The following is a 22496-nucleotide window of genomic DNA, read 5'->3' on the forward strand; positions in this document are numbered from 1 at the left end:
CCAGTGACCGTATCCGACGACAGCGAGTTTATGACAGTGGACCGGACGGTCGGCAGAGTACAGAAGCTGGGGTCGGTGTCGCTCTGTCTCATCGCCGGCGGACTGAGCGCGTACACGGCGGTAAACGGGGTCTGGTCGGTCACGGCGCTGTTCCTTCTGGGGTTAGCTCTGGCCGCCCAGTCCTACAGGATGGTGGAAGACGGACGGACTGTCGTCGACCGCACTGACTGACACCGGCGTCACATAACACCGCACCGACTGACAACTATACACAGCGCTCTACCGGCGCACCGATAGCAACAGCCGAGTCGGCGGAGACAGCGGCTGCGCCGCTATCGTGCGGTCGGGTGGGCGTCGAGTGTCAGCGGCTCCCGTCGGACAGCCCGCGAACGCGAGACTGCGTGTGGTCGGGGAACACCTCGTCGACAGTGCCGTCACCGTACTCCTCGACCAGCATCGCCCGGAGTTCGACCTCGTAGTCGGCCTTCGCGACGGTCTCGCTCGGCCCCGTCTCGACCACCAGCCTGTCGGCGACCATGTCGTCGACGGCCCCGCGGCCGATACCGGCCAGCGGGGCGAGATAGTCCACGTCGAAGCGGTCCTCGACGCTCTGGGCCAGCGGCCGCTCGACGGTCGGGACGCGGTCGTCCCGGCGGGTGCCGTCGGCGACGGCGTCCACTCGCTCGGTCCACTCGCCCGCCGCGACGCGCTCGACGGCGTGTTCGTGGACCAACTGAACGCCGTTGCGCGGGTAGCCGTCGGCGTACATCCGCTCGACGGCCTCGCTGGCGACAGCCGGGTCGAGTTCGACCGTCTCGTGGGCGAAGCCGAGCGCCGCCGCGGCTTCGCGAGCGGGTTCGGGGTCGACGACGCCGAACGTGCCACTGACGAGCGTCACGTCGTAGAACGGGTCGAGCAGGAGCGCCGCCAGTGAGGAGTCCTTCCCAGCGCTGAACAGCAGGGCCGAGCGCATCTACCGACGCTTGATATCGAAGCTCTTCGAGTCCGGCGTCAGCTCCGAGAGGAGCTGTTTCATCTGCTCCTCGTCGATGGTATCACCGACGCGGCCGCTGCGGGCCAGCGCGACGATCTGCTGTTCGACCTGTTCGCCCACGTCGGGTTTGGACATCTTGACGGTGTTGAGCCGCTTGCGCGCGCCGTCGGTCAGGTGCTGACGGAGGATGGCCTTGCGCTGGGCGTCGGCCTGCTGCTGGGCGGCCTGCTGGGCCTCGGCGTCGCCCTCGCCCTGTTGCTCTTTGAGCTGTTCCATCTTCTGCTTGCGGAGCTCTTCGAGTTCCTCGTCGCTGGGGTCGCCACTCATACAGTCATCTACCGCAGTGGGCCGGAAAACGATTTCGGAGCGGGCTCTACGCGTAGCGTTCGAGCTCGGGGCGGTCGAGCGATTCGAGCACTTCCCCGGCGGTGTCGTCGAGGAGGCTGCGGCCCTCGCCGGTGACGCGGCGGCCGTCGGCCTCGCTGGTCTCGATGTAGCCGGCGTCTTCGAGCTGCTGGAGCGCGGTGCGGATGATGGAGCCCGAGCCCTCGGCCTTCTGGTGTGGCCGGACGCGGTAGCGGGTCGTGCCCTGTTTCGAGGTGCCGTACTCGGAGCGGAGCGCGTTGACGCCCATCGGGCCGTCGACGGCGACCTTCCGGAGCAGGCTGGCGGCGCGTCGCTCCCAGAAGTCAGGCTGTTCGGGCGGGAGCTCGCGGTCGACGCCGGTCTTGGCGACGGCGGCCCACTCGGGGGCCTCGATGTCGGCTTCGTCCTTGAACGTCTCGGTGAGGGCCTCGATGAGGTCCTCTGCGGGCACGTCGTAGAGTGTCGTCATTGGCCCTTGCTTCCCGTTGGCGTCATTTAAGCGCATCGTTGTCCGGTCCGGGACGTGAACCGTCGACACGCCACGTCGCTCGGGAGTCGCTCCGTTCGACTACTCTCTGGCGCTTGCCGTCGCGTGGTCGGCACCGAGCGCGCTCGCGACACCGGCCCCCAGAAGCGTCGGGAGGAGATACGTCGCCCCGCGGTGGATGAGCACCGCCGAGGCCGCGACGGCACCGGGGACCGCGGTGGTCGAGACCAGCAGCGTCACCAGCACCGTCTCGATGGCGCCCGAGCCGCCCGGCAGCGGAGCGAGGCTGGCGATGCTCCCGACCGGGACCACCAGAAACGTCGTCGCCACGGGCACGGTGTAGCCCACCGCGTAGAGCGAGAGCCACAGCGAGCCGGCCAGACAGGCCCAGCCCAGCGCTGAGAACCCCAGCGTCTGCAACAGCGTCCGGCGGTCAGTCGCGATGCGGTCGATCGCGGCGAAGAAGCTCTCGATGCGGGCCTGGATGCTCGCCGCCGTCGGCGGTGACCACTTCGGAACGGTGTGACCCAGCCACCGGATGACCGGCGTGAGCAGACGGACGACGGTGGCCTCCAGCTCGTAGCGATAGCGCCAGCCGACGAAGGCCGCGACCGGCAGCCCGACCGCCAGCGCCGCGACGGCGGCGGCGGCGAAGGCGAGGTTCCGGCCCAGCTGGACGGCCCCGGCGGTGACGAAGGTGAACCCGGCGATGGCGAAGCCGACCGAGGGGACGAAGTGGGCCGTATCGACGCTGGCGATAGCCGCCAGCCCGGTCTCGTACTCGCTGTCCGCCGCCGAGGAGATGAGCAGGGCGCTGAGGGGCTCACCGCCGGCCTGTCCGAAGGGAGTGACGTTGTTCGAGAAGACGGCGCCCGCGTACACGAGCACGGCCAAGTGCGAGTGTACTGGGCTCCCCAGCGCCCGGAGCACGGACCACAGGGCCAGCCCCCACGTCGTGAGCCAAGCGGCGGCGACGGCGACGACGAGGACGAGCACCGCCGGGTCCGCGGTCAACAGCGCCGAGACGGTCCGGTCGACGCCGACGACCCAGACGAGCACCGCGAGTACGGCGAGCGCGCCGGCGAACCCGGCCACTGTCGCCGCGCGGTTGCCGTCCATACGGTATCGGTGGGCCGTCCGGGGTTTGAACGTACCGCACGTATCCACGGTGGTTTTTAGCCGGGGGACCGAGGGACAGGTATGGACGAACAGGCCGCGCTCGGGCTCATCGGCGACCGGCTACCGGCCGCCGGGGACGACTGCGCCGTCGTCGGCGGGCAGGTCATCACGACCGACATGCTCCACGAGCGAACGGACTTCCCCGACGGGACGACCCGCTACACCGCTGGCTGGCGGGCCGTCGGGGCGTCGCTGTCGGACGTGGCTGCGATGGGGGCCGACGCGACGGCAACGGTCGCAGTGTACGCGGCCCCGACCTTCGACGCGGACGAGCTGTCGGCGTTCGTCGACGGCGCGACGGCGGTGTGTGAGGCGGTCGGCGCGGAGTACGTCGGCGGCGACCTCGACGGCCACGAGGAGTTCACCGTCGCCACCACGGCGCTGGGCGAGACCGAGGATCCCGTCCGGCGTTCGGGTGCCGAGCCCGGGGACGCCGTCTGTGTCACCGGGACGCTCGGCCGGACGGCGGCCGCGATACGGCTGTTCGAGCGCGGCGAGGTCGGGGCGGCCAACGAGCTGTTCCAGTTCGAGCCCCGCGTCGCCGCGGGGCGGGCCCTGGCGGACCACGCGACGGCGATGCTCGACTCCAGTGACGGGCTGGCCCGGTCGGTCCATCAGCTCTGTGGCGCGAGCGACTGCGGCGCGAGCCTGACGGGGCCGCTGCCGATCGACGAGCGGGTCGACGCCGTGGCAGCGGACGCCGCCGACCGGCGCGAACTGGGCGTGTTCTTCGGCGAGGACTTCGAGCTCGTCTGTACGGTGCCCGAGGCCGACCTAGCGGCGGCGCGGGCGGCGACGCCCTGCCCGCTCCACCGGGTCGGGACCGTCACCGAGTCGGGCGTCACGCTCTCCGGGGAGCCACTGCCCGACCGCGGCTACTCGCACTGAGTTCGACACTCCGGAGCGAGCGCCTGCGCGACCGCGCTGACACACCTCAGGCGGCGACGATCTCGAACGGGACGGGCGTAAAGCAGGCGAGCCCGAGGACGAACGTGGAGACGCCAAGCAGCGTCCGTCGGCTGTCCAGGGACTCGTCGACGGTCGGGCGAGCCGGGCCGACGTATGCGAGCCCGGTCGCGAGCAGCCCCCAGAACACCCACAGCGTCCAGACGCCGAAGCCGATCGGCGGGGCGTCCTGCGTGAGATAGAGAAAGCCGGCCAGCGCGAAGAGTCCGCCGGGGACGGCCGCGGCGATGGTCTCCTGGCGCTGGCCGACGATAGAGCGGACGATGTGGCCGCCGTCGAGCTGTCCGACCGGCAGCAGGTTCAGGAAGGTGAAGAACATCCCCGCCCAGCCGGCGAAGACGACGGGATGGACCGCTTCGCCGGGCCCGACCTGTGCGCCGACCCCCAGCGCGGTGACGAGCGCTTCGAGCCCCTGCATGAGCAGCGGGTCGTGGAAGCTGATGGCGTACTGGGCACCGCCTTCACGGACGCGCTGGGGGACCTGTATCGGGTCCAGCGTGAACCCGACGAGGGTGACGACGACGGTCGCGACGAGCCCCGCGAGCGGCCCGGCGACGCCGATATCGAACAGCGCGCGACGCGAGGGAATTCGCCCGCGGATGTTGATGACGGCGCCCATCGTCCCCAGCAGCGAGGGAAACGGAATGAAGTATGGCAGGGTCACGTCGACGCCGTGGTACCGCGCGGCGGCGTAGTGTCCCAGTTCGTGGATGCCCAGCACACCGAGCATCGCGACGGCGAAGGGCCACGCCTCTAACAGCCGCAGGGGCTGCTCGGTGACGGGGATGTAGTACCAGCTGCTCGCGCCCACGAACAGCGTCGAAGCGATGGTCACGACCAGCAGAGCGACGTTGAGCCACGGGAGTCCGCCGCCGTCGCGAGGCTCGGCCACCAGCGCGTACTGCTGGCGCCGGGGGACCACGACCCCACCGTCGGCCGGGAAACCCGGCTGGCGTTCGAGCGTGAGCGAGTAGCCCGACCGGGAGAACTGCGGGCTGAGATGCTCTACGACCGCACTGGGACGGACCAGCGGCTCACCGAAGTATCGAACGGTTCCGTCGGTCCGGTCGACGGCCGCGACGTGGAACACGCCCGCGAGTTCGTCGGGGGACGGCGGCTCGTCGCCGTGACCACTCATCGGCTACCGATACACGACGAGGACACTAATATTCGCTGCTCCGGACCGCAGCGATAGGGGGACCAGGGTGGGATGAGAGCTATGCGGGCTCGATACGCCACGTGGTCGCGCTCGTGTACGACCACTTCTCGACGTGGATCTCCGTCGCGCTGTCCTTGAGCTTGACCATCAGCGCACCGATCTCCTTGGGGGAGAGTCCGACTTCGTCTGCGATGAACTTGCTCTTGAAATACATCTCACCGTCAGCGGCCTTCTCGGCGAGGAAGGACCTGAGTCGCTGCTCTTTCGAGGGCTCTTCCTCACCGGAGGGCTGCGTAGTAGCGCTCATCTATGTCACCTCGACTCGACAATGGTCTGGGGAGAGTATATAAAGAAAGGAAGGTTCGCGTCGCTTCGGGGGCTTTCAGGCCAAATCACCGTAAATCGTACTTTTCATTACCGTTTCTAAGGCCCCGAGAAATTTTATACTCGCATCTGAGGACTTCGTTTGGGTCGGATTTGTCGGCCAGATTCGAGCGGATAAAACGGCTGTCCGTGCCGGGTTTCGGACTGTTTGCAGGAATTTGTTGCCCGTTCTTCGTCTGACGCTCGTCAGCCACCTCGCCGGGCCGACCGCAGTCCGGCTTGACAACGCTTATGCCTGTTTCGTGGTTACGCCGGGCCAATGAAAGTCGTCGTCTCTGTCGGCGGGAGCGTCCTCGCCCCCGACCTCGAACCGGACCGGGTAGCCGACTACGCGGCCGCCCTCCAGTCGCTCGACGAAGCCGGCCACACGCTCGGAGCCGTCGTCGGTGGCGGGCCGACCGCCCGGGAGTACATCGGAACTGCTCGCGAGCTCGGTGCCAACGAAATCGAACTCGACCAGCTGGGTATCGCCGTCACCCGGCTGAACAGCCGGCTGCTCATCGCGGCGCTGGACGACCGCGCGGCCCCGGCACCGGCCGAGAGCTACGACACCGGTCGCGAGGCCATCCGCCGCGGTGACATCCCGGTGCTCGGCGGGGTCGTCGCCGCCCAGACCACCGACGCCGTCGCCGCCGCGTTCGCGGAGTACGTCGGTGCGGACCTGCTCGTCTACGCCACCTCCGTCCCCGGCGTCTACGACGCCGACCCGAGCACCGACGCCGGCGCGACCCGGTTCGACCAGCTGACCGCCGGGGAACTGGTCGATATCATCGTCGAGACGGAGATGAACGCCGGCAGCAACGTCCCGGTGGACCTGCTGGCGGCGAAGGTCATCCAGCGGTCGGGCATCCGGACCGTCGTGCTCGACGGCACCGACCCCCAGCGCGTCGTCGACGCCGTCCGGAGAGACGAGTTCGACGGCACCGAAATCCTCCCGGAGGCGTAGATGGCCGAAGACCCATACGAGGTCGGGAGCGCGAGCGGGCGGGCGTTCTGGGCCGACTCGGTCGCCGACGCTATCGAGGCCCGCGACCCCGACGAGCCCGTCGTCATCAAGGGCGGCGTCTCCCCCTCAGGTGTGCCCCACATCGGCCACTTCAACGAGATCATGCGGGGCTACTACGTCGCCGAGGCGCTGCGTGACCGCGGCCACGAGGTCCGGCAGGTGTTCACCGCCGACGACAAGGACCGCCTGCGGGCCGTCCCCCGACAGCTCGCCGACCTCGACTGGAACGTCGTCGGGCTCGGCGAGGTCGACGCCGGCGCGCTCGGGCGCAACCTCGGGAAACCCTACACGGATATCCCCGACCCGTTCGACTGCGACTGTGGCTCCTACGGCGCCCACTTCACGAACCTGCTGAAAAAGAGCGCCGAGCTCGTGGGCGTCGACGTGGAGTTCGTCTCGAACACCGAGCTGTACGAAGACGGCGAGTTCGAGCCCGTCACGCGCCGAGTGCTGGAACGGGCCGACCGCGCCCGCGAGGTCCTCGCCGACTACCAGAACAAGGTCGACGACGACTACGTCCCCTTCCTGCCCCAGTGTGCCGACTGCGCCAGACTCACCGAGGGCGTCACCGACGTCGACCTGGAGGCTGGCGAGGTCCACTACGTCTGTACTGACGTCGAGGCCGGCGACCAGACCATCGAGGGCTGTGGCCACGAGGGCGTCGCGACGCTCCGGGACGGGAAGCTCCCGTGGCGCTTCGAGTGGCCCGGCCAGTGGGAGATTCTGGGCGTCGACTTCGAGCCCTTCGGCAAGGACCACGCCGAGGGCTCCTGGCCATCCGGCGAGGATATCGCCGAGAACGTCCTCGACATCCAGCCGCCGGTGCCGATGGTGTACGAGTGGTTCACGCTGGAGGGCGAGCCCCTCTCCTCGTCGTCGGGCAACGTCGTCACCGTCGACGAGGTACTGGGGATTCTGGAGCCCGAAGTGTTCCGGTACTTCTTCACGAAGAACCCCCGCAAGCAGCGGGACTTCTCCGTCGAGAACGTCGACCAGCTCGTCGACGAGTTCGACCGGCTCGAACGCGTGTACTACGGCGAGGTCGAGCCCCGCGACGAGGACGAACGCGAGTTCGCCGACCGGGCGTATCCGATGGTCGTCGACGAACCCCGCGAGGAGCGCGTGCGTATCCCCTACACCTTCGCGGCCGTCCTCGGGATGACCGAGGACCCCGAGCTGCGCGAACAGATCGCCCGCAAGGAGGGCCACATCCCCGACGACGCCCCCGAATGGGCCGTCGAGGCCGCGCTCGCCCGCGTCGAGCGCGCACAGCACTGGGCCCGCCGTACCGGCAACGAGTTCGACTACGAACTCAAGCGGACGACGATGCCCGACACCGACTTCGGCCCCGAGATGGAAGCCGCGCTGGACGAACTCGCCGACTTCGTCGCCGCGGGCCACGACGGCGACGAGATTCAAAGCGAGATCTACGAGACGGCAAAGCGCAACGACATCGAGATAGCCGACTTCTTCGCCGCGGGCTATCGCCTGCTGTTCGACGACACCGAGGGGCCACAGCTCGGTCAGTTCATGGCGAAACTGGACCGGGAGTTCGTGGTGCGGCGGCTCCGGCGCGAGGCCTGAGACCGGCGTTACAAGCGCTTGCAACGACCGGCTAGACCCCTAAGTGGGTCGCCCACCGTCGTTCGGATATGTCAACCCGGCCTGCGGCCCGTGACCCGAGCGAGCGGTCAGCGAACACGACCACCTCGACGGCGTTGCGCCTCGGTCGGCTGCTGTACGGCGGCGTGCTCGCGCTGATGGCTGCCGACGGCCTCCGGAACGCGGAGGAGCGCGCCCAGTACGCCGACTCCAAGGGCGTCCCGATGCCGGCACTCTCGAACACCGTCGCCCACTACACGCTGTTGTTTGGCGGCCTCGGCGTCTCGCTGTGGCGGCTCCCCAGACTTGCCACAGCAGCAATCGCGGCGTTCTTTCTCGGCGTGACGCCGATGATGCACGACTTCTGGTCGGTTGCGGACCCCGACGAGAGACAGCAACAACAGATCCAGTTCCTGAAGAACACGGCGCTGTTCGGGACGGCGCTGGTGCTGCTCGGTGTCGCGAGCGCGGAGTGACAGTCCCGGAACGCGACTCCGACAGACCAGTACTCGCTCCTGTCCGCGCGAGCGAAGCGAGCGCGGTTCACCGGCACCGAGACCGGAGGTCGAGATGCCGGCGTTTTTCATCGACGTTTGTTACCCCCCGGGACAAAAGAGGTCGAAGGGAAGCGTTCTTCCCTCACTGGCCCCTTGCACAACTAAATGGTGGGCACGCTGACGTGGGTCCTCGTCGGATTTGTCGCGTACTCCCTGCTGGCGACGGCACTCAAGTCACGCGGCGTGATTCCCGAGTTCATCAGTATCAGCGGGCCGCTGACGACGATCCACACCCAGAAAGGAAAAGCGCTCCTGACACGGTTAGCCCGGCCGAAACGGTTCTGGCGGGCCTGGGGGAATCTGGGCGTCGGTGCCGCCCTCGTCGTGATGGTCGGGTCGTTCCTGCTGGTAGCGTTCAGCGCGTACCAGGCGGTGGTCAACCCGCAGCCCTCGGCGCTAAACGAGCCCCGGAACGCGCTGGCCATCCCCGGCGTCAACGACTTCCTCCCGCTGTCGGTCGCCCCGGAGATCGTCTTCGGGCTCCTCCTGGCGCTCGTCGTCCACGAGGGGGGTCACGGCCTGTTCTGTCGGGTCGAGGACATCGACATCGAGTCGATGGGGCTGGCGCTGCTGTCGGTGATTCCGATGGGCGCGTTCGTCGAACCCGACGAGTCCGGGCTGTTGCGGTCGTCCCGCGGCGCGCAGGTGCGGATGTACGCGGCGGGCGTGACTAACAACTTCGCGCTGGCGTTTATCGCACTCCTCTTGCTCTTCGGGCCGATTGCCGGCTCGATCGCCGTCGTCGACGGCTACCACGTCGGCGGGACGGTCGAAGAGACCCCCGCGGCTCAGGCCGGCATCGAGTCGGGTGACGTCATTACGGGTATCAACGGTCAACGAGTGGCGAGCCCCGGCGACCTCCAGTCGACGCTCGCCGCGACGAACGACTCGCGCGTGGAGGTGAGTTTCCGCGAGAAAGCGCCCGTCACGGTACAGCGCTCCGCGGTCGTCAGCAGCGCGATACAGAGCGCGCCTCTCGAAAGCGGGGAGACCATCGTCAGCGTCAACGGGACGAACGTCTCGACGACGGGACAGTTCATCGACGCGTCGAGGGACCACCCCGTCGCCGAGATTCGGACCGAAGCCGGCCGGACGGTCCAGATGCCGACGGGGAGCTACGTGCTGGTCGCCGCTGACGGACCCCTGGAAGCGGCCGGCGCGCCGGCCGAGCAGGGTATCGTCGTCACGGCTATCGACGGCGAGCGGACGGTAGACACGGCTGCGCTCTCGCGAGTGCTGGCGGAGACGCCGCCGGGCGAGACGGTGAACGTCACCGCCTACGTCGACGGCGAGCGGACGGTCTACTCGGTGACCGTGGCCGCCAACGACCGGACTGACGGCGCACTGCTGGGTGTCGCCCTCCAGGGCGGGGTCTCCGGTATCCAGGTGAACGACTTCGGTCTCGACCGGTACCCCGCGGCGACGTTCCTCAACGCCATCGGCGGGGAGCCCGACGGCGGACAGGCGTCGGACACCGGGTTCTTCCGGCAGATATACTTCGCCTTCATCCTCCCCGTCGTCGGGGAAGCTCCGGGCGGCGGCGTGGGCTACAACTTCCCCGGCTTCACCGGCTTCTGGATCGATTTCTACACCGTTCAGGGGCCGCTGGGGGCCCTCGGGGAGTCGGCCGTGTTCCTGCTCGCGAACGTCCTGTTCTGGACCGGGTGGATAAACATCGTCATCGGGCAGTTCAACCTCATCCCGACGTACCCACTGGACGGGGGCCATATCCTCCGGGCGTCGACGGAGTCGGTCGTCTCCCGGCTCCCCGTGCCCGGCCGCCGGAGCCTCACGACGGCCGTGACACTCGTCGTGACCGCCTCGATGATCGGCGGGCTGCTCGTGATGCTGTTCGGGCCGCGGTTCTTCGCCTGACGTTTCGTCACCCATTTACTCCCCGCCGTGGGAGAGGGGCGTATGTTCAGACAGCTCCGTTCGGAGGCCGAAGACGCACTCCGTGACGCGTTGACGGCCCTCGACCTCCCGACCGACGACCTCGGTATCGAGGAGCCGCCGGAGGACGTCGACGCCGTCCTCGCTTCGAGCGCCTCGTTCCGACTGGCCGGCGAGGTGGGCGCGCCGCCGCCGAAGGTCGCGGCCGACATCGCCGAGGCTATCGACGCCGACTCGCTGTCCTACGTCAGCGAGGTGACCACACAGGGCCCCTACGTGAACTTCCTGCCCGGCGAGGCCTACTTCGCCGAGACGCTCACCGGGGCGACCGACGCCGACTTCGGGCGGCTGCCCGACCGGGAGACCAGCGTCGTGGTCGAACACACCTCCGCGAACCCCACCGGCCCCGTTCACGTCGGCCGCGCGCGCAACCCTATCATCGGCGACGCGGTCGCTCGCGTCCTCGATTACGCCGGCTACGACGTGGACCGCCACTACTACGTCAACGACGCCGGCCGACAGATAGCCGTCTTCACCTGGGCTTACGAGGCCTTCGACGAGAGCGACCTCCCCGAACCCGAGCGCGACTCGCCGGAATACGAGATGGTCCGCTACTACCGCAAGGGCAACAGCTTCTTGGAGGAGGGCGACCCGGACGCCGTCGAAGCGGCCGAAGACGAGATTCAGACCATCCTGCGAGGACTGGAAGACGGTGACGAAGACACCTACGAGCGCGTGGCCGAGGTCGTCGACACCGTGCTGGGCGGCATGCAGGCGACGCTCGGGCGGCTCCCCGCCGAGTTCGACGAGTTCGTCAAGGAGACCCGGTTCATGCGCAACGGCGACACCGACGCGCTGGTCGACCGGCTCAAGGAACTGGACTGTGCCGTCTACGACGAGGACGCCTGGCAGCTCGACCTGCCCGACTTCGAGAAGAACCTCGTCTTCCTGCGCTCGGACGGCACCTCGCTGTACACCACGCGGGACCTCGCCCACCACGAGTGGAAGTTCGACAACTACGACCGCGCGGTCACCGTCCTGGGCGAGGACCACCATCTCCAGGCGGAACAGCTCTCGGCGGCGCTCGAACTGCTGGGCGACGACACCGAGAAGCTCCAGCAGGTGTTCTACTCGTGGGTCAACCTCCCCGAGGGCGGCATGAGCACCCGCGAGGGGACCGGTATCGACCTCGACGACCTGCTCGACGAGGCCATCGCCCGCGCCCGCGAGGAGGTCGAGTCCCGGCTGGACGACCGCACGCGGGGCGACCTCGACGAGGACGACATCGAACGCATCGCCCATCAGGTCGGCATCGGTGCCGTGCGCTACGACATCGTCTCGAAACAACCCACCAAGGGCATCACCTTCGAGTGGGACCGCGCGCTGGACTTCGAGGCGCAGTCGGCCCCCTACGTCCAGTACGTCCACGCGCGCTGCTGTGGCATCACCGAGGACGCCGGCGAGATTCCGTCGGAGCCGGAGTTCGACCGGCTCGGCGAACCCGAAGAGCTGGACCTCCTGCGCGTGCTCGCGCGGTTCCCCGCCGTCGTCGAGGAGGCCGCCGACGACCTCCAGCCACACACGGTCGCCACCTACACGCGTACGCTGGCGGAGACGTTCAACGCTTTCTATCGGGAGTGTCCCGTGCTCGATGCGGACGAGGAGACCCGCGCGGCGCGGCTCGCGCTCGTCGCCGGCACGCGCCACGCCGTCGCGAACGCGCTGGACGCTATCGGTGTGGAAGCGCCGACCTCGATGTGAGCTAGTGTCTGCGACCAGTGGTTTCGCGGAGTCGACAGCAGAAAGCCCGGCGGGCTGACCAACCGGCTACGGGCGGGCTTCCGAGCTCTCTCGCGCAAGAGTTGCAGCAGCCACGGAACCGATAGCAGCGGACACGCCAGAAGAGACGACGGCGTTCGCTAATTAAACAGGCCGAAGACGCCGCCGGAGCTCTCCTCGTCGGCGTCGTCGTCCACGGCGTCCTCGTCGATGAACCACGACTGGTCGACGATGGTATCGAGGTCGGCCTCGGCGGTGTCGCCCTCGAAGAAGACGCCCTGCAGCGCGTCGGTCAGCCGGAGGTAGGCGTCGGCCGCCGGGCTGTCGGGTTCGTTCCGGATGAGCGGCTCCTCGTGGGTCGCCTGCGGGTCGTCGGGGATGACCGCGAGCAGCGGGAAATCGAAGCGGTCGTTGATGTCCGCGACGTCCGTGTGGCGGGTGACGCGGGTGATGATACCGCCGATGACGGTGCCGTCGATGCGGTCGGACAGCTGGGCGGTCTTGACCGTGTCGCCGACGGCCACCTCGTCGGGGGTCGTCACGAGCACGATGCCGTCGGCCAGGCCGAGCGGGACCGCGACCTCGTGGCTCAGGCCGGCGCCGGTGTCGATGATGACCACGTCGTAGGCGGCCCGGAGCGTCTTGATGACCTTCCGGAGCTTCGCCGGGTCGGCGTCGGCGAAGGCGTCGAGCGACTGCTCGCCGGCGATGACGGTCAGCCCGCCGGGAGCGTCGGTGAGCGCCTCGCTAACGGCGGCGTCGCCCGCGAGAATCTCGTGGACGCTCTTCTCCGGTTCGACTGCCAGCATCGAACCCAGGTTGGCCATCCCGAGGTCGGCGTCGACGACGGCGACGTCGTACCCGAGCTCCTGCAGTCCCGCACCGACGTTGACAGCAGTCGTGGTCTTGCCGACCCCGCCTTTGCCGCCTGCGATGGTACAAACATACCCCGCCATAATCTGTTGTCTGTGTTCTATAGGGGCAGTCATATAAACCCGGCTGTCCGTGAGTCGTCATGACAGGCGACCAATAGCCGAGATTCCGCCCGAGTCGCCGCTGTCGAACGGGAGCCGGGGGCTGAATCTGCAAGCCGGGGAGCCCTGCAGCGAGTGGGGTCTCCGGTGGCCCGTTTCACTGGGCAGCGATTCCAGCGGGCTCGAATCGCCAGTCTGTCCCGTACCAGCCTGTAGTCGCCGTTTCACCGGGTGGCGGTGTCCCCGGTACGGAGGTCTACCCGGCTCACGCTTCCCTGTCAACAGGTTCTTAGGCAACACCGCCGAAATCGTGGTAATGAGCGAGCCCCAGGAACAGGAGCAGTCGGACAAACAGAAGTACGAGTTCAGGAAGGTAATCGAGGAACTCAAGGGGTACGAGGGCTCTGGCACACAGCTCGTCTCTATCTACGTGCCCGAGGACAAACTCCTCAGCGACGTCGTCGCCCACGTCACCCAAGAGCACTCGGAAGCGTCGAACATCAAATCGAAGGACACACGCACGGCCGTTCAGGACGCGCTGACGTCCATCAAGGACCGGCTGCGCTACTACGAGGTCCGCCCGCCCGAGAACGGGATGGTGCTGTTCTCCGGCGCCATCGACAGCGGCGGCGGTCGGACGAACATGGTCACCAAAGTGCTGGAGTCCCCGCCCGACCCCATCGAGTCCTTCCGCTACCACTGTGACTCCGACTTCCTCACCGAGCCCCTGGAGAACATGCTGGCGGACAAGGGCCTGTTCGGCCTCGTCGTGCTGGACCGGCGGGAGGCAAACGTCGGCTGGCTCAAGGGCAAGCGCGTAGAGCCCGTCAAGTCCGCCTCCTCGCTGGTGCCGGGCAAACAGCGCAAAGGTGGTCAGTCAGCCCAGCGATTCGCCCGCCTGCGCCTAGAGGCCATCGACAACTTCTACCAGGAGGTCGCCGGCATGGCCAACGACCTCATGGTCCCCGACCGCCACGAGATGGACGGGGTGCTGGTCGGTGGTCCCTCGCCGACGAAAGACGAGTTCCTCGACGGCGACTACCTCCACCACGAGCTCCAGGACATGGTCCTCGGGAAGTTCGACATCGCTTACACCGACGAGTCCGGACTGTACGACCTCGTCGACGCCGCTCAGGACGTTCTGGACGAGCACGAGATGCTCCAGGACAAGCAGGTCATGGAGGAGTTCTTCAAACAGCTCCACGACGGCGATAAGGCCACCTACGGCTTCGACCAGACCCGCCAGAACCTCAACATGGGCGCCGTCGAGGAGCTGCTCATCTCCGAGGACCTGCGGAAGGACGTCGTCGCCTACACCTGCGAGAACGGCCACGACGAGTACGAGCTCATCGACACGTCGAAGTCGACCCCGGACCACGACTGCACGCGCTGTAGCGAGACGGTCGACGCCGACGCGGGCGAACGCGAGGACGCCATCGACCACCTGATGCAACTGGCCGATCAGCGCGGGACCGAGACGGTGTTTATCTCCTCGGACTTCGAGAAAGGCGAGCAGCTGTTGACGGCCTTCGGCGGCGTCGCGGGGCTGCTACGCTACTCTACCGGCGTGTAAACCGCGCAAAATGGGGGTGGGGTGGGAGTGAGTGGACTCGTCGTCGGTCCACAAGCGGACACACGCTTCCGTCTGCCGCGTTTCATACATGCGGTTGGCTATATAAAATTTCAGTACCTTACTCGTTAGGAAAGAGGTCACAGGAGCTGTTCGAGCTGGTGACGACGGCGAGCGAGGTCGACGTGGGCGTCGTCGCCGTAGCTGTCCGCGAGGCGGTCCACGACCAGTAGCGGGTCCGTCCCGGCCCGTTCGACCCGTTCGAGCAGCGCCGTAATCTCCGCACGGTGGAGGGCCAGCGAGTCGAGCAGCCCCACCAGCAACGCCAGGGGGACGGCCGCGTCCGCGTTCGAGGGGAAGGCGTCGTCGAGGGCGGTCAGGTCCGGGACCTCGGCCGGCGGCTCCTCGACCGGCGCCATCGCCAGACAGCCCCGGCAGAGACCGACCCCGACCGTCCCGTCGGGCAGATACTCCCGCGACTCTACCGGGACCGGGAACGGCAGTAAATCGCCGCCACAGTGTGAACAGGACATACCCGTACTCCGAACGCGGCGGGGATGAGTCTGATGGGTACGAACGCAGCCTGATTCCCGAGACGGGACCGACTCGCAGAACAGTGAGCGGGAGGACGCCGACCGCGTTCAGTCGTCCGCCGTGACCGGCTCGACTTCCGTTTCTTCCTCTTTCTCTGCGGCGAGGGCGTCTTCCTCTTCCTCCTTTTTGGCCTTGATCTTCTTCATGCGGAAGATCTCCTCTCGCTCCTGCTCTTCGAGTTTCTGTTCGATGTACTCCTTGTTGTCGTGCAGGTCCGGCAGGAGCTTGAACTCCAGGGCGTTGACGCGGCGCTTGGTCGTCTCGATCTCTTCGAGCATCTTCTTCATCGCCGTCTCGACCTCGGCGGCGAGGATGATGTTCTCGATGAGCTCCTCGTATGCGTCCGCGGCTTCGTCGATGCGCGCTGAAGTGCCCATCACGCCGTAGCCCCGTTCGTCCAGTGACTTCTTGACGCCCGTCGAGTCGATCTGGGGGACGACGACGCCCATGATGTTCTTCGACTGTGTCGTCAGCTCGGGGTGTTCCTTGAGTGCGGCCGCGGCGCCCCGCACTGCCACGTCGCCTTCCATCGCCCGCGCCATGTTGATGGCCTCCTGGGCGCGGTCGTAGGAGTCGTCGAGGTCCTCACGGACGTCCTGGGCCTGGTCGAGGATGTCCATGAACTCCATGATGAGGCCGTCACGCTTCTTCTCCAGCGTATCGTGCCCGCGCTCGGAGAGCTCGATGCGGTCCTCTATCTGCATCAAGTTCTTCCGAGTCGGTTTGACGTCCTTCGCCATTACCGGGGCGTTTCGGGCGTAGCCAGTTAACCGTTTTCAGTCGGTCCGAGCCGCGGCGCTGCTCGTGGTCGGCTCCCCGAAAAAAACGCGTGGCCCGTAATCGCCGTCGGCCACCGGGCCTGTGTGACTCCCTCTAGTCGTCTGCCGGCGCGGCGCCCGTGGCTCGGGACTCGGCGGCGCCGTCGAGCACGCTGTGGCTCCGCAGGAGGATGAACCCGAAGCCGACCTTGGCGACGAGGTCGATGACCATGAAGCCGGCCGTCTCGGTGAAGATGCCCACGAGTTCGAGCCCCTCGGTCCCGATGAGCCACCAGACCGGGTAGACCAGCCAGACGACCGCCACGAGGTTCCGCAGCGTGCGGAACGTGCTCTGGGTATCACTTGGCAGGTTGGTGACCCGACTCGATAGCGAGCTGAACAGGAAGTACAGCAGGACGAGCAGGAACGCCGTGCTGATACCCCACCAGATCAGCCGCTCCGCGCCCGCTTCCAGCACGCCGCTGCCGGCCGACAGCGTCGCGACCAGACCGGTGCCGATCATCAGCACGTCGAGGCTGACCAGCGACGAGATGGTGTTACGGTCCGCGCCCGCGAGCAGGGCGAGGTCGAACAACAGGAGCGGCGTGGTAAACAGCCAGTCCGTGTACCGGGCCCAGTAGATGGGCCGTTGCTCGCCGCCGATCTCGATGAACGTCAGGCCAAAGCCCAACGCCATCGCGAGGTAGTTGACGAACGCGATCGCCGTTATCAGTATCGTGGCGATGTAGAACTTCTGTCGCCGGTCGTCCGTCTCACCCCAGCCTCGGCCGATGAAATACAGCATGCCGAGAAACATGCCTGCTGTGCCGAGCCATAGCCATATCTGTTCGCTTCCTGGTTGTGGCATAGTGCAACTGTCCTTTGGGTTCGGCAGGTAAAGTTTAACACACCCAATCAGTTTGGTAAGAAGCGGCTAGAATTGCGATAGCAGTCGTCGAGAGCGGTAGCGACGATCCGAACACGACGCCCCAGTCCCGGTCTCACCGAGCGGGCTCGCCCGAAAGAACGGGATATGCGACAGAAAACCGACGGCGGTCAGTCCGCGGCGACTTCTTCGGCGACTTCTTCGCGGTAGTGTTCCTCGATGAGTTCCTCGTCGATACGGTTCAGGGCGTCCTTCGGGAGCATCGACAGCAGGTCCCAGCCGAGTTCGATGGTGTCGTCGATGTCGCGGTCGGTGTCGAAGCCCTGGTCGACGAACTCGTCCTCGAAGCGGTCCGCGAAGTCGAGGTACTTGTTGTCGAGGTCGGACAGCGCCTCGCGACCGACGATGTTGACGAGGTCGCGGAGGTCCTCACCCTCCGCGTAGGCAGCGAATATCTGGTCTTTCACGTCGGCGTGGTCGGCGCGGGTCAGCCCCTCGCCGATGCCGTCGTCCATCAGCCGCGACAGGCTGGGCAGGACGTTGATCGGCGGCTGGACGCCCTGACTGTTGAGGTCGCGGTCGATGTATATCTGCCCCTCCGTGATGTAGCCGGTGAGGTCCGGAATCGGGTGGGTGTCGTCGTCGCCCGGCATCGTGAGGATGGGGATCTGTGTGACAGAGCCCTCACGCCCCTCGATACGGCCGGCCCGCTCGTAGAGCTGTGCCAGGTCAGTGTACATGTACCCGGGGTAGCCACGGCGGCCCGGGACCTCCTCGCGTGCGGCACCGATCTCCCGGAGCGCCTCACAGTAGTTGGTCATGTCCGTCAGGATGACCAGCACGTGGTAGTCCTTCTCGAAGGCCAGATACTCGGCCGTGGTGAGCGCGAGTCGCGGCGTAATCGTTCGCTCGACGGCGGGGTCGTCCGCGAGGTTCATGAAGACCACGGAGCGTTCCAGCGCGCCGGTGCGCTCGAAGTCGTCCATGAACTCGTTGGCCTCCTCGGCCGTGATACCCATGGCGCCGAAGATGACGGCGAACTCGGAGCCCTCGTCGTCCTCGCCCTCCTCTTCCTCCGGCACGGACGCCTGTCGGGCGATCTGGAGCGCCAGGTCGTTGTGTGGCAGCCCCGACGCCGAGAAGATTGGCAGTTTCTGGCCGCGCACGAGCGTGTTCATGCCGTCGATGGCCGACACGCCCGTCTGGATGAACTCCTCGGGGTACTCCCGCGAGAAGGGGTTGATGGCCGCGCCGACGATGTCCTGTCGCTCGTCGGGGACGATCTCCGGTCCGCCGTCGATCGGCTGGCCGGTCCCGTCCATGACCCGCCCGAGCAGGTCCTCGGTGACGGGCATCTTCATCGTCTCGCCCAGGAAGCGAACGGAGGCCTCGCGGTCGATGCCCTCCGTCCCCTCGAACACCTGGATGGCGACGTAGTCGCTCGCCGATTCGAGCACCTGGCCACGGCGCGTCTGGCCGTCGCCGGTCTCGATCTCGACGATCTCGTCGTAGCCGACCGGCTCGTCGGTCTCGACGAACACCAGCGGGCCGCTGATCTCAGTGATTGTCTGGTACTCTTTCATTGTTAGTACAGCTCCCGGAGCTCCGACGTGATGTCGTCCTCCAGTTCGTCGATGTACTCGTCCCAGTCCTCTTGGACGCCGATACGGTTGAGCCGCGGGGCGCTCTCGATGTCGGTTATCTCCTCGACCGGGACACCGGCGTCGAGCGCCTCGAAGGCGGCGTCGTTGTACACCTTGATGGCGTTCATGATGCGGTACGTCTTCTCGGGCTCGCAGTAGGTGTCCGTCGGGTGGAACGCGTTCTGCTGGAGCCACGCCTCGCGCAGGTAGCGGGCGATTTCCAGCGTCAGCTGCTGGTCCTCCGGCAGCGCGTCCTTGCCGACGAGCTGGACGATCTCCTGCAGCTCCGCTTCCTCGTCCAGCGTGTCGATGGCCCACTGCCGCGTCTCGGGCCAGTCCTCGCGGACGTTGTCGACGAACCACGGGTCGAGCTGCTCACGGTAGAGCGAGTAGGACTCGTTCCAGTTGATAGATGGGAAGTGCCGACGTTCCGCGAGGTCGGCGTCCAGCGCCCAGAACGTCTTGACGATACGCAGCGTGTTCTGGGTGACCGGCTCCGAGAAGTCCCCGCCCGGCGGCGAGACGGCCCCGATAACGCTCACGGAGCCCTCGGTGTCGTTGATGTTCTGGAAGTAGCCGGCCCGCTCGTAGAACTCGCTCAGGCGAGCGGAGAGGTACGCGGGGTACCCCTCCTCGCCGGGCATCTCCTCCAGTCGGGAGGAGATCTCGCGCATGGCCTCGGCCCACCGGGAGGTGGAGTCGGCCATCAGCGCGACGTCGTACCCCATGTCGCGGAAGTACTCCGCGATGGTGATGCCGGTGTAGACGCAGGATTCACGCGCCGCGACGGGCATGTTCGACGTGTTCGCGATGAGGCAGGTCCGGTCCATCAGGGCGTTGCCCGTGATGGGGTCTTCCAGTTCCGGGAAGTCCTCGATGACCTCCGTCATCTCGTTGCCGCGCTCGCCACAGCCGACGTAGACGACGATGTCCGCGTCGGCCCACTTGGCGAGCTGGTGCTGGGTGACCGTCTTCCCCGAGCCGAACGGGCCGGGAATCGCGGCCGTCCCGCCCTTCGCGATGGGGAACAGGCCGTCGAGCACGCGCTGGCCCGAGATGAGGGGTTCGGTCGGCGTCTCCTTGTCGACGGAGGGACGCTGCTGGCGCACCGGCCACTCCTGTCGCATCTGGATCTCCTCGCCGGAGTCCAGTTCGACGACCGTCTCCTCGACGGTGAAGTTGCCCGACTCGACGGCGGTGACCTCGCCACCGTCGGAGTTGGGCGGGACCATCACCTTGTGGTCGATGCTGGGCGTCTCCGGGACGGTGCCGACGATGTCGCCGGCCTCGACCTCGTCGCCTTCGGCGACTTCGGGCTGGAACTCCCAGGTCTTCTCCAGGTCGATACCCGGCGCGTCGACACCGCGGTCGAGATACGCCGAGCCCATCTTCTCTTCGAGGACGTCGAGCGGGCGCTGGACACCATCGTAGATGGCGTCGAGCATCCCCGGCCCGAGGTCCACCGAGAGAGGGGCACCGGTCCCTTCGACCGGTTCGCCCGGGGAGACACCGGAGGTCTCCTCGTACACCTGAATGGTGGTGATGTTGCCTTCGATCTCGATGACCTCACCCATCAGCCCTTCCGAACCGACGTAGACGACGTCGTTCATCCGGGCGTCGAGGTCCCGAGCCGTTACGACCGGTCCCGAGACGCTTTCGATAATGCCGTCCTCGCGGACGTCGGATTCTGTTGCTTGACTCATAGTTAGTCCTCGTCCATCAGGTCGATACCGATGGCTCGTTTGATCTGTTCACGCAGCCCGCCGCTGCCGGCGCCGTCGCCGCCGAGCGTCACCAGCACCGGTTCGACGCTCGTCTCGGCCGTTTTTCGGACGCCACGCGAGAGATGGTCCATGTCGTCGTCGTGCATCACGACGATGCCGACGTCGTCGTCGGTGAGCATCTCCGAAACGGCGTCGTCCAGCTGCTCGCCTTTCGCCTCCGCGGGGATATCCGCGAACTTGCGAACGCCCGCCAGCCGAAAGCCCGTCGTGAACTCCGGACTCCCGACCACTGCTATCTCCTGGCTCATAGTATCACCAGCTCCTGTTCTATCTCGTCGGGGCCGAGGCCGGCCTCGCGGCCACGGGCGATAGCCCGGATGTTGTCGACCTCGCGCTCCTTGGCGAGGATGTACGAGAGCACCGGACATACCGATAACGGATAGCGGTTCGACAGGGTGTCCGCGTACTCGAGCAGCGCCGCGTCCAGCGCTCGCTCGAACTCGACCAGGTTCCCGGCGTCTTCGAGCGCGGACAGCGCCGCGTCGAGGTCGTCGCCGTACGTGCTGTCACGCACCGCGGCGACGAGCCCCTCGACGTTCGCGGTCAGCTGTGCGAGCGTCTGCTCGTCGAACAGCTTGCCGCCCTCGATGTAGTACTCCGTGGGGTCCGTCTCGGCCCCGCTGCGGGCCAGCCGCAGCGCGTTCCGGAGGTTCCTGAAGTCCACCTCGGCCTGCAGGAACTGGACGTACAGCCCGGTCGCGCTGTCGGGCTCCGGATTGCTGGGCAGGCCATCGAGCAGCATCTCGTAGAAGGCGCGGTCGACGGCGTTCTCCAGCGGGACGAGGACGTCCTGTTCCTCGTACACCTCGTAGGCGTCGGCGAGCGAGTCACCGAAGATGGTGTCGTCGAGCGACTCGACGACCTCCTCGATGGAGCTCGCGGCGAGGAGCTGGTCGATTCGCTTGTCGCCGAACTCCCCGGCGCGGATGAGGTCGTCCTCGACGTCGGCCGACTCGGCGCCGGCGTAGAGGCCGCGGATGACCGTCTTGACGTTCCACGCGTCGAACTTGCGGAGGTACCGCGCGATGTAGTTGTACAGCGCGCCCTCGGACCACTCCAGCAAGTCGTCGAAGTGTTTCGCGAGGTTGCGGTTCAGCGCGTACTCGACGAGGTCCGACCCGCCGTAGCGCGCGCCCAGCGCGTTCATCTCCGTCTCGTACTCCGTCTCCTCCATGAAGCGAGCGATCTCGCTCGTCCCCATGCGGACCAGCTTCCGGTAGTCGTCGTCGTCGAACAGCGAGGCACGGCGGGAGCGAACCCGAGCGATGACGTACTCGTAGTTGCTGCTCCGGCCGCCGGATGCCGTCCTGTAGCTGCTCATTGGTCTTCGAAGAGTCGGTCGCTGATTGCTTTGAGGTTGTCCTCCCAGACCGACTCCAGCACGGAGTCGAACGTGTTGTCCACACGGACCCGGGAGGCCTCGCTCTCGACAACTACTCCGCCCAGACAGTCCCGTGTCCCGGCGAACGTTGCGTCGTCGTACTCTGTGAGGATATCCTCGATGAGCGACTCGTCGTCGCTTCGCCCGTGGACCCGGAGGTCGGCGCCGTCGTCGAACTCGTCGACGGCGGCGTCGAGCAGCGCGCGGGTCAGCTCCTCGCGGCGGTCGCCTTCGAGGCCGGCGATGGCCCCCTCGACGTCCTCGTGGACGTCTTCGAGCACGTCCCGGCGGGCGCCCAGTCGGGCCTGCTTGGCCTCGAGCTTCGCCGAGGAGAGGCGCTGTTCGCGCTCCTGGGATATCTCCCGTTCGACCTCGGCCTCGCGCTCCTCTCGGATCGACTCCGCGTCGGCCTCGGCCTCGGAGACGATCTCCTCGGCGCGCTCGTCGGCGTCCGCCCGAATCTCCTCTGCACGCGCGCGGGCCTCGTCTCGGATGTCCTCTACGACTGTATCAAGGCTCATTGTTGAAAAGGGG

General features: G+C 67.0%; 23 protein-coding genes. 8 read left to right on the forward strand and 15 right to left on the reverse strand.

Annotated elements, in window-relative coordinates; translation table 11 throughout:
• Nucleotides 1-3: 3 nt before the first annotated feature.
• Nucleotides 4-231 (forward strand): hypothetical protein, encoded by a 228-nt coding sequence (locus NDI56_RS10565; protein WP_310919479.1) that lies wholly within the window; start codon nucleotides 4-6, stop codon nucleotides 229-231.
• Between the two features lie 130 nt (nucleotides 232-361).
• Here NDI56_RS10565 and NDI56_RS10570 read toward each other — a convergent pair whose 3' ends face one another.
• The 4 genes from NDI56_RS10570 to NDI56_RS10585 all read right to left on the reverse strand — a co-directional run bounded on the left by NDI56_RS10570 (nucleotide 362) and on the right by NDI56_RS10585 (nucleotide 2966).
• Nucleotides 362-973: a DUF7411 family protein gene (locus tag NDI56_RS10570; protein ID WP_310919480.1), complete on the reverse strand. Its 612-nt coding sequence runs from the start codon at nucleotides 971-973 to the stop codon at nucleotides 362-364.
• Nucleotides 974-1321 (reverse strand): DNA-binding protein, encoded by a 348-nt coding sequence (locus tag NDI56_RS10575; protein WP_310919481.1) that lies wholly within the window; start codon nucleotides 1319-1321, stop codon nucleotides 974-976.
• A gap of 46 nt (nucleotides 1322-1367) precedes the next feature.
• A complete protein-coding gene (locus NDI56_RS10580; protein ID WP_310919482.1) occupies nucleotides 1368-1829 on the reverse strand; it encodes a 30S ribosomal protein S19e in 462 nt (153 codons plus the stop codon).
• Nucleotides 1830-1928: 99 nt separating this feature from the next.
• Nucleotides 1929-2966, reverse strand: a complete 1038-nt coding sequence (locus NDI56_RS10585; protein ID WP_310919483.1) for a lysylphosphatidylglycerol synthase transmembrane domain-containing protein — start codon at nucleotides 2964-2966, stop codon at nucleotides 1929-1931.
• Between the two features lie 81 nt (nucleotides 2967-3047).
• Here NDI56_RS10585 and thiL point away from each other — a divergent pair, with 81 nt between their 5' ends.
• Nucleotides 3048-3914: a thiamine-phosphate kinase gene (gene thiL / locus NDI56_RS10590; RefSeq protein WP_310919484.1), complete on the forward strand. Its 867-nt coding sequence runs from the start codon at nucleotides 3048-3050 to the stop codon at nucleotides 3912-3914.
• A 46-nt stretch (nucleotides 3915-3960) separates the two neighbouring features.
• Here the strand turns inward: thiL and NDI56_RS10595 are convergent, their stop codons facing one another.
• Entirely contained in the window at nucleotides 3961-5130 is a 1170-nt protein-coding gene (locus NDI56_RS10595) for a site-2 protease family protein (RefSeq protein WP_310919485.1), read from the reverse strand.
• 79 nt (nucleotides 5131-5209) lie between these two features.
• Nucleotides 5210-5458, reverse strand: coding sequence for a DUF7123 family protein (locus NDI56_RS10600; RefSeq protein WP_310919486.1), 249 nt, complete (start codon nucleotides 5456-5458; stop codon nucleotides 5210-5212).
• A 336-nt stretch (nucleotides 5459-5794) separates the two neighbouring features.
• Between NDI56_RS10600 and pyrH the strand changes: the two genes are divergently transcribed.
• From pyrH to argS, 5 genes are all read left to right on the forward strand, one after another.
• Nucleotides 5795-6481 carry a UMP kinase gene (gene pyrH / locus NDI56_RS10605; RefSeq protein WP_310919487.1) on the forward strand — a complete coding sequence of 229 codons (687 nt, stop codon included), beginning with the start codon at nucleotides 5795-5797 and terminating at the stop codon, nucleotides 6479-6481.
• Complete coding sequence (gene lysS, locus NDI56_RS10610) at nucleotides 6482-8125, forward strand: lysine--tRNA ligase (protein ID WP_310919488.1); 1644 nt, start codon at nucleotides 6482-6484, stop codon at nucleotides 8123-8125.
• A 68-nt stretch (nucleotides 8126-8193) separates the two neighbouring features.
• Nucleotides 8194-8619, forward strand: a complete 426-nt coding sequence (locus NDI56_RS10615; protein WP_310919489.1) for a DoxX family protein — start codon at nucleotides 8194-8196, stop codon at nucleotides 8617-8619.
• A gap of 186 nt (nucleotides 8620-8805) precedes the next feature.
• Nucleotides 8806-10575, forward strand: a complete 1770-nt coding sequence (locus NDI56_RS10620; RefSeq protein WP_310919490.1) for a site-2 protease family protein — start codon at nucleotides 8806-8808, stop codon at nucleotides 10573-10575.
• 42 nt (nucleotides 10576-10617) lie between these two features.
• Entirely contained in the window at nucleotides 10618-12354 is a 1737-nt protein-coding gene (gene argS, locus NDI56_RS10625) for an arginine--tRNA ligase (protein WP_310919491.1), read from the forward strand.
• 158 nt (nucleotides 12355-12512) lie between these two features.
• Here the strand turns inward: argS and NDI56_RS10630 are convergent, their stop codons facing one another.
• Nucleotides 12513-13328: a MinD/ParA family ATP-binding protein gene (locus NDI56_RS10630; RefSeq protein ID WP_310919492.1), complete on the reverse strand. Its 816-nt coding sequence runs from the start codon at nucleotides 13326-13328 to the stop codon at nucleotides 12513-12515.
• Between the two features lie 334 nt (nucleotides 13329-13662).
• Between NDI56_RS10630 and prf1 the strand changes: the two genes are divergently transcribed.
• Complete coding sequence (prf1, locus tag NDI56_RS10635; protein ID WP_310919493.1) at nucleotides 13663-14919, forward strand: peptide chain release factor aRF-1; 1257 nt, start codon at nucleotides 13663-13665, stop codon at nucleotides 14917-14919.
• 137 nt (nucleotides 14920-15056) lie between these two features.
• On the opposite strand, the gene NDI56_RS10640 is transcribed toward prf1, so the two are convergent.
• The 8 genes from NDI56_RS10640 to NDI56_RS10675 form a co-directional block, all read right to left on the reverse strand.
• Complete coding sequence (locus NDI56_RS10640; protein WP_310919494.1) at nucleotides 15057-15449, reverse strand: DUF6276 family protein; 393 nt, start codon at nucleotides 15447-15449, stop codon at nucleotides 15057-15059.
• Between the two features lie 108 nt (nucleotides 15450-15557).
• Entirely contained in the window at nucleotides 15558-16250 is a 693-nt protein-coding gene (locus NDI56_RS10645; RefSeq protein WP_310919495.1) for a V-type ATP synthase subunit D, read from the reverse strand.
• A gap of 133 nt (nucleotides 16251-16383) precedes the next feature.
• A complete protein-coding gene (locus NDI56_RS10650; RefSeq protein ID WP_310919496.1) occupies nucleotides 16384-17136 on the reverse strand; it encodes a bacteriorhodopsin in 753 nt (250 codons plus the stop codon).
• Between the two features lie 188 nt (nucleotides 17137-17324).
• Nucleotides 17325-18737, reverse strand: a complete 1413-nt coding sequence (locus tag NDI56_RS10655; protein ID WP_310919497.1) for an ATP synthase subunit B — start codon at nucleotides 18735-18737, stop codon at nucleotides 17325-17327.
• Between the two features lie 2 nt (nucleotides 18738-18739).
• Nucleotides 18740-20500: an ATP synthase subunit A gene (locus tag NDI56_RS10660; protein ID WP_310919498.1), complete on the reverse strand. Its 1761-nt coding sequence runs from the start codon at nucleotides 20498-20500 to the stop codon at nucleotides 18740-18742.
• Between the two features lie 2 nt (nucleotides 20501-20502).
• On the reverse strand, nucleotides 20503-20829 hold the full coding sequence (locus NDI56_RS10665) for a V-type ATP synthase subunit F (protein ID WP_310919499.1): 327 nt from the start codon (nucleotides 20827-20829) through the stop codon (nucleotides 20503-20505).
• Entirely contained in the window at nucleotides 20826-21902 is a 1077-nt protein-coding gene (locus tag NDI56_RS10670; RefSeq protein ID WP_310919500.1) for a V-type ATP synthase subunit C, read from the reverse strand. The genes NDI56_RS10665 and NDI56_RS10670 overlap by 4 nt, the downstream gene beginning before the upstream one ends.
• Nucleotides 21899-22483, reverse strand: a complete 585-nt coding sequence (locus NDI56_RS10675; RefSeq protein ID WP_310919501.1) for a V-type ATP synthase subunit E — start codon at nucleotides 22481-22483, stop codon at nucleotides 21899-21901. Before NDI56_RS10675 ends, NDI56_RS10670 begins: the two co-directional genes overlap by 4 nt.
• Nucleotides 22484-22496 lie beyond the last annotated feature (13 nt).

Source organism: Halomicroarcula saliterrae (assembly GCF_031624395.1).
Taxonomy (GTDB): domain Archaea; phylum Halobacteriota; class Halobacteria; order Halobacteriales; family Haloarculaceae; genus Haloarcula; species Haloarcula saliterrae.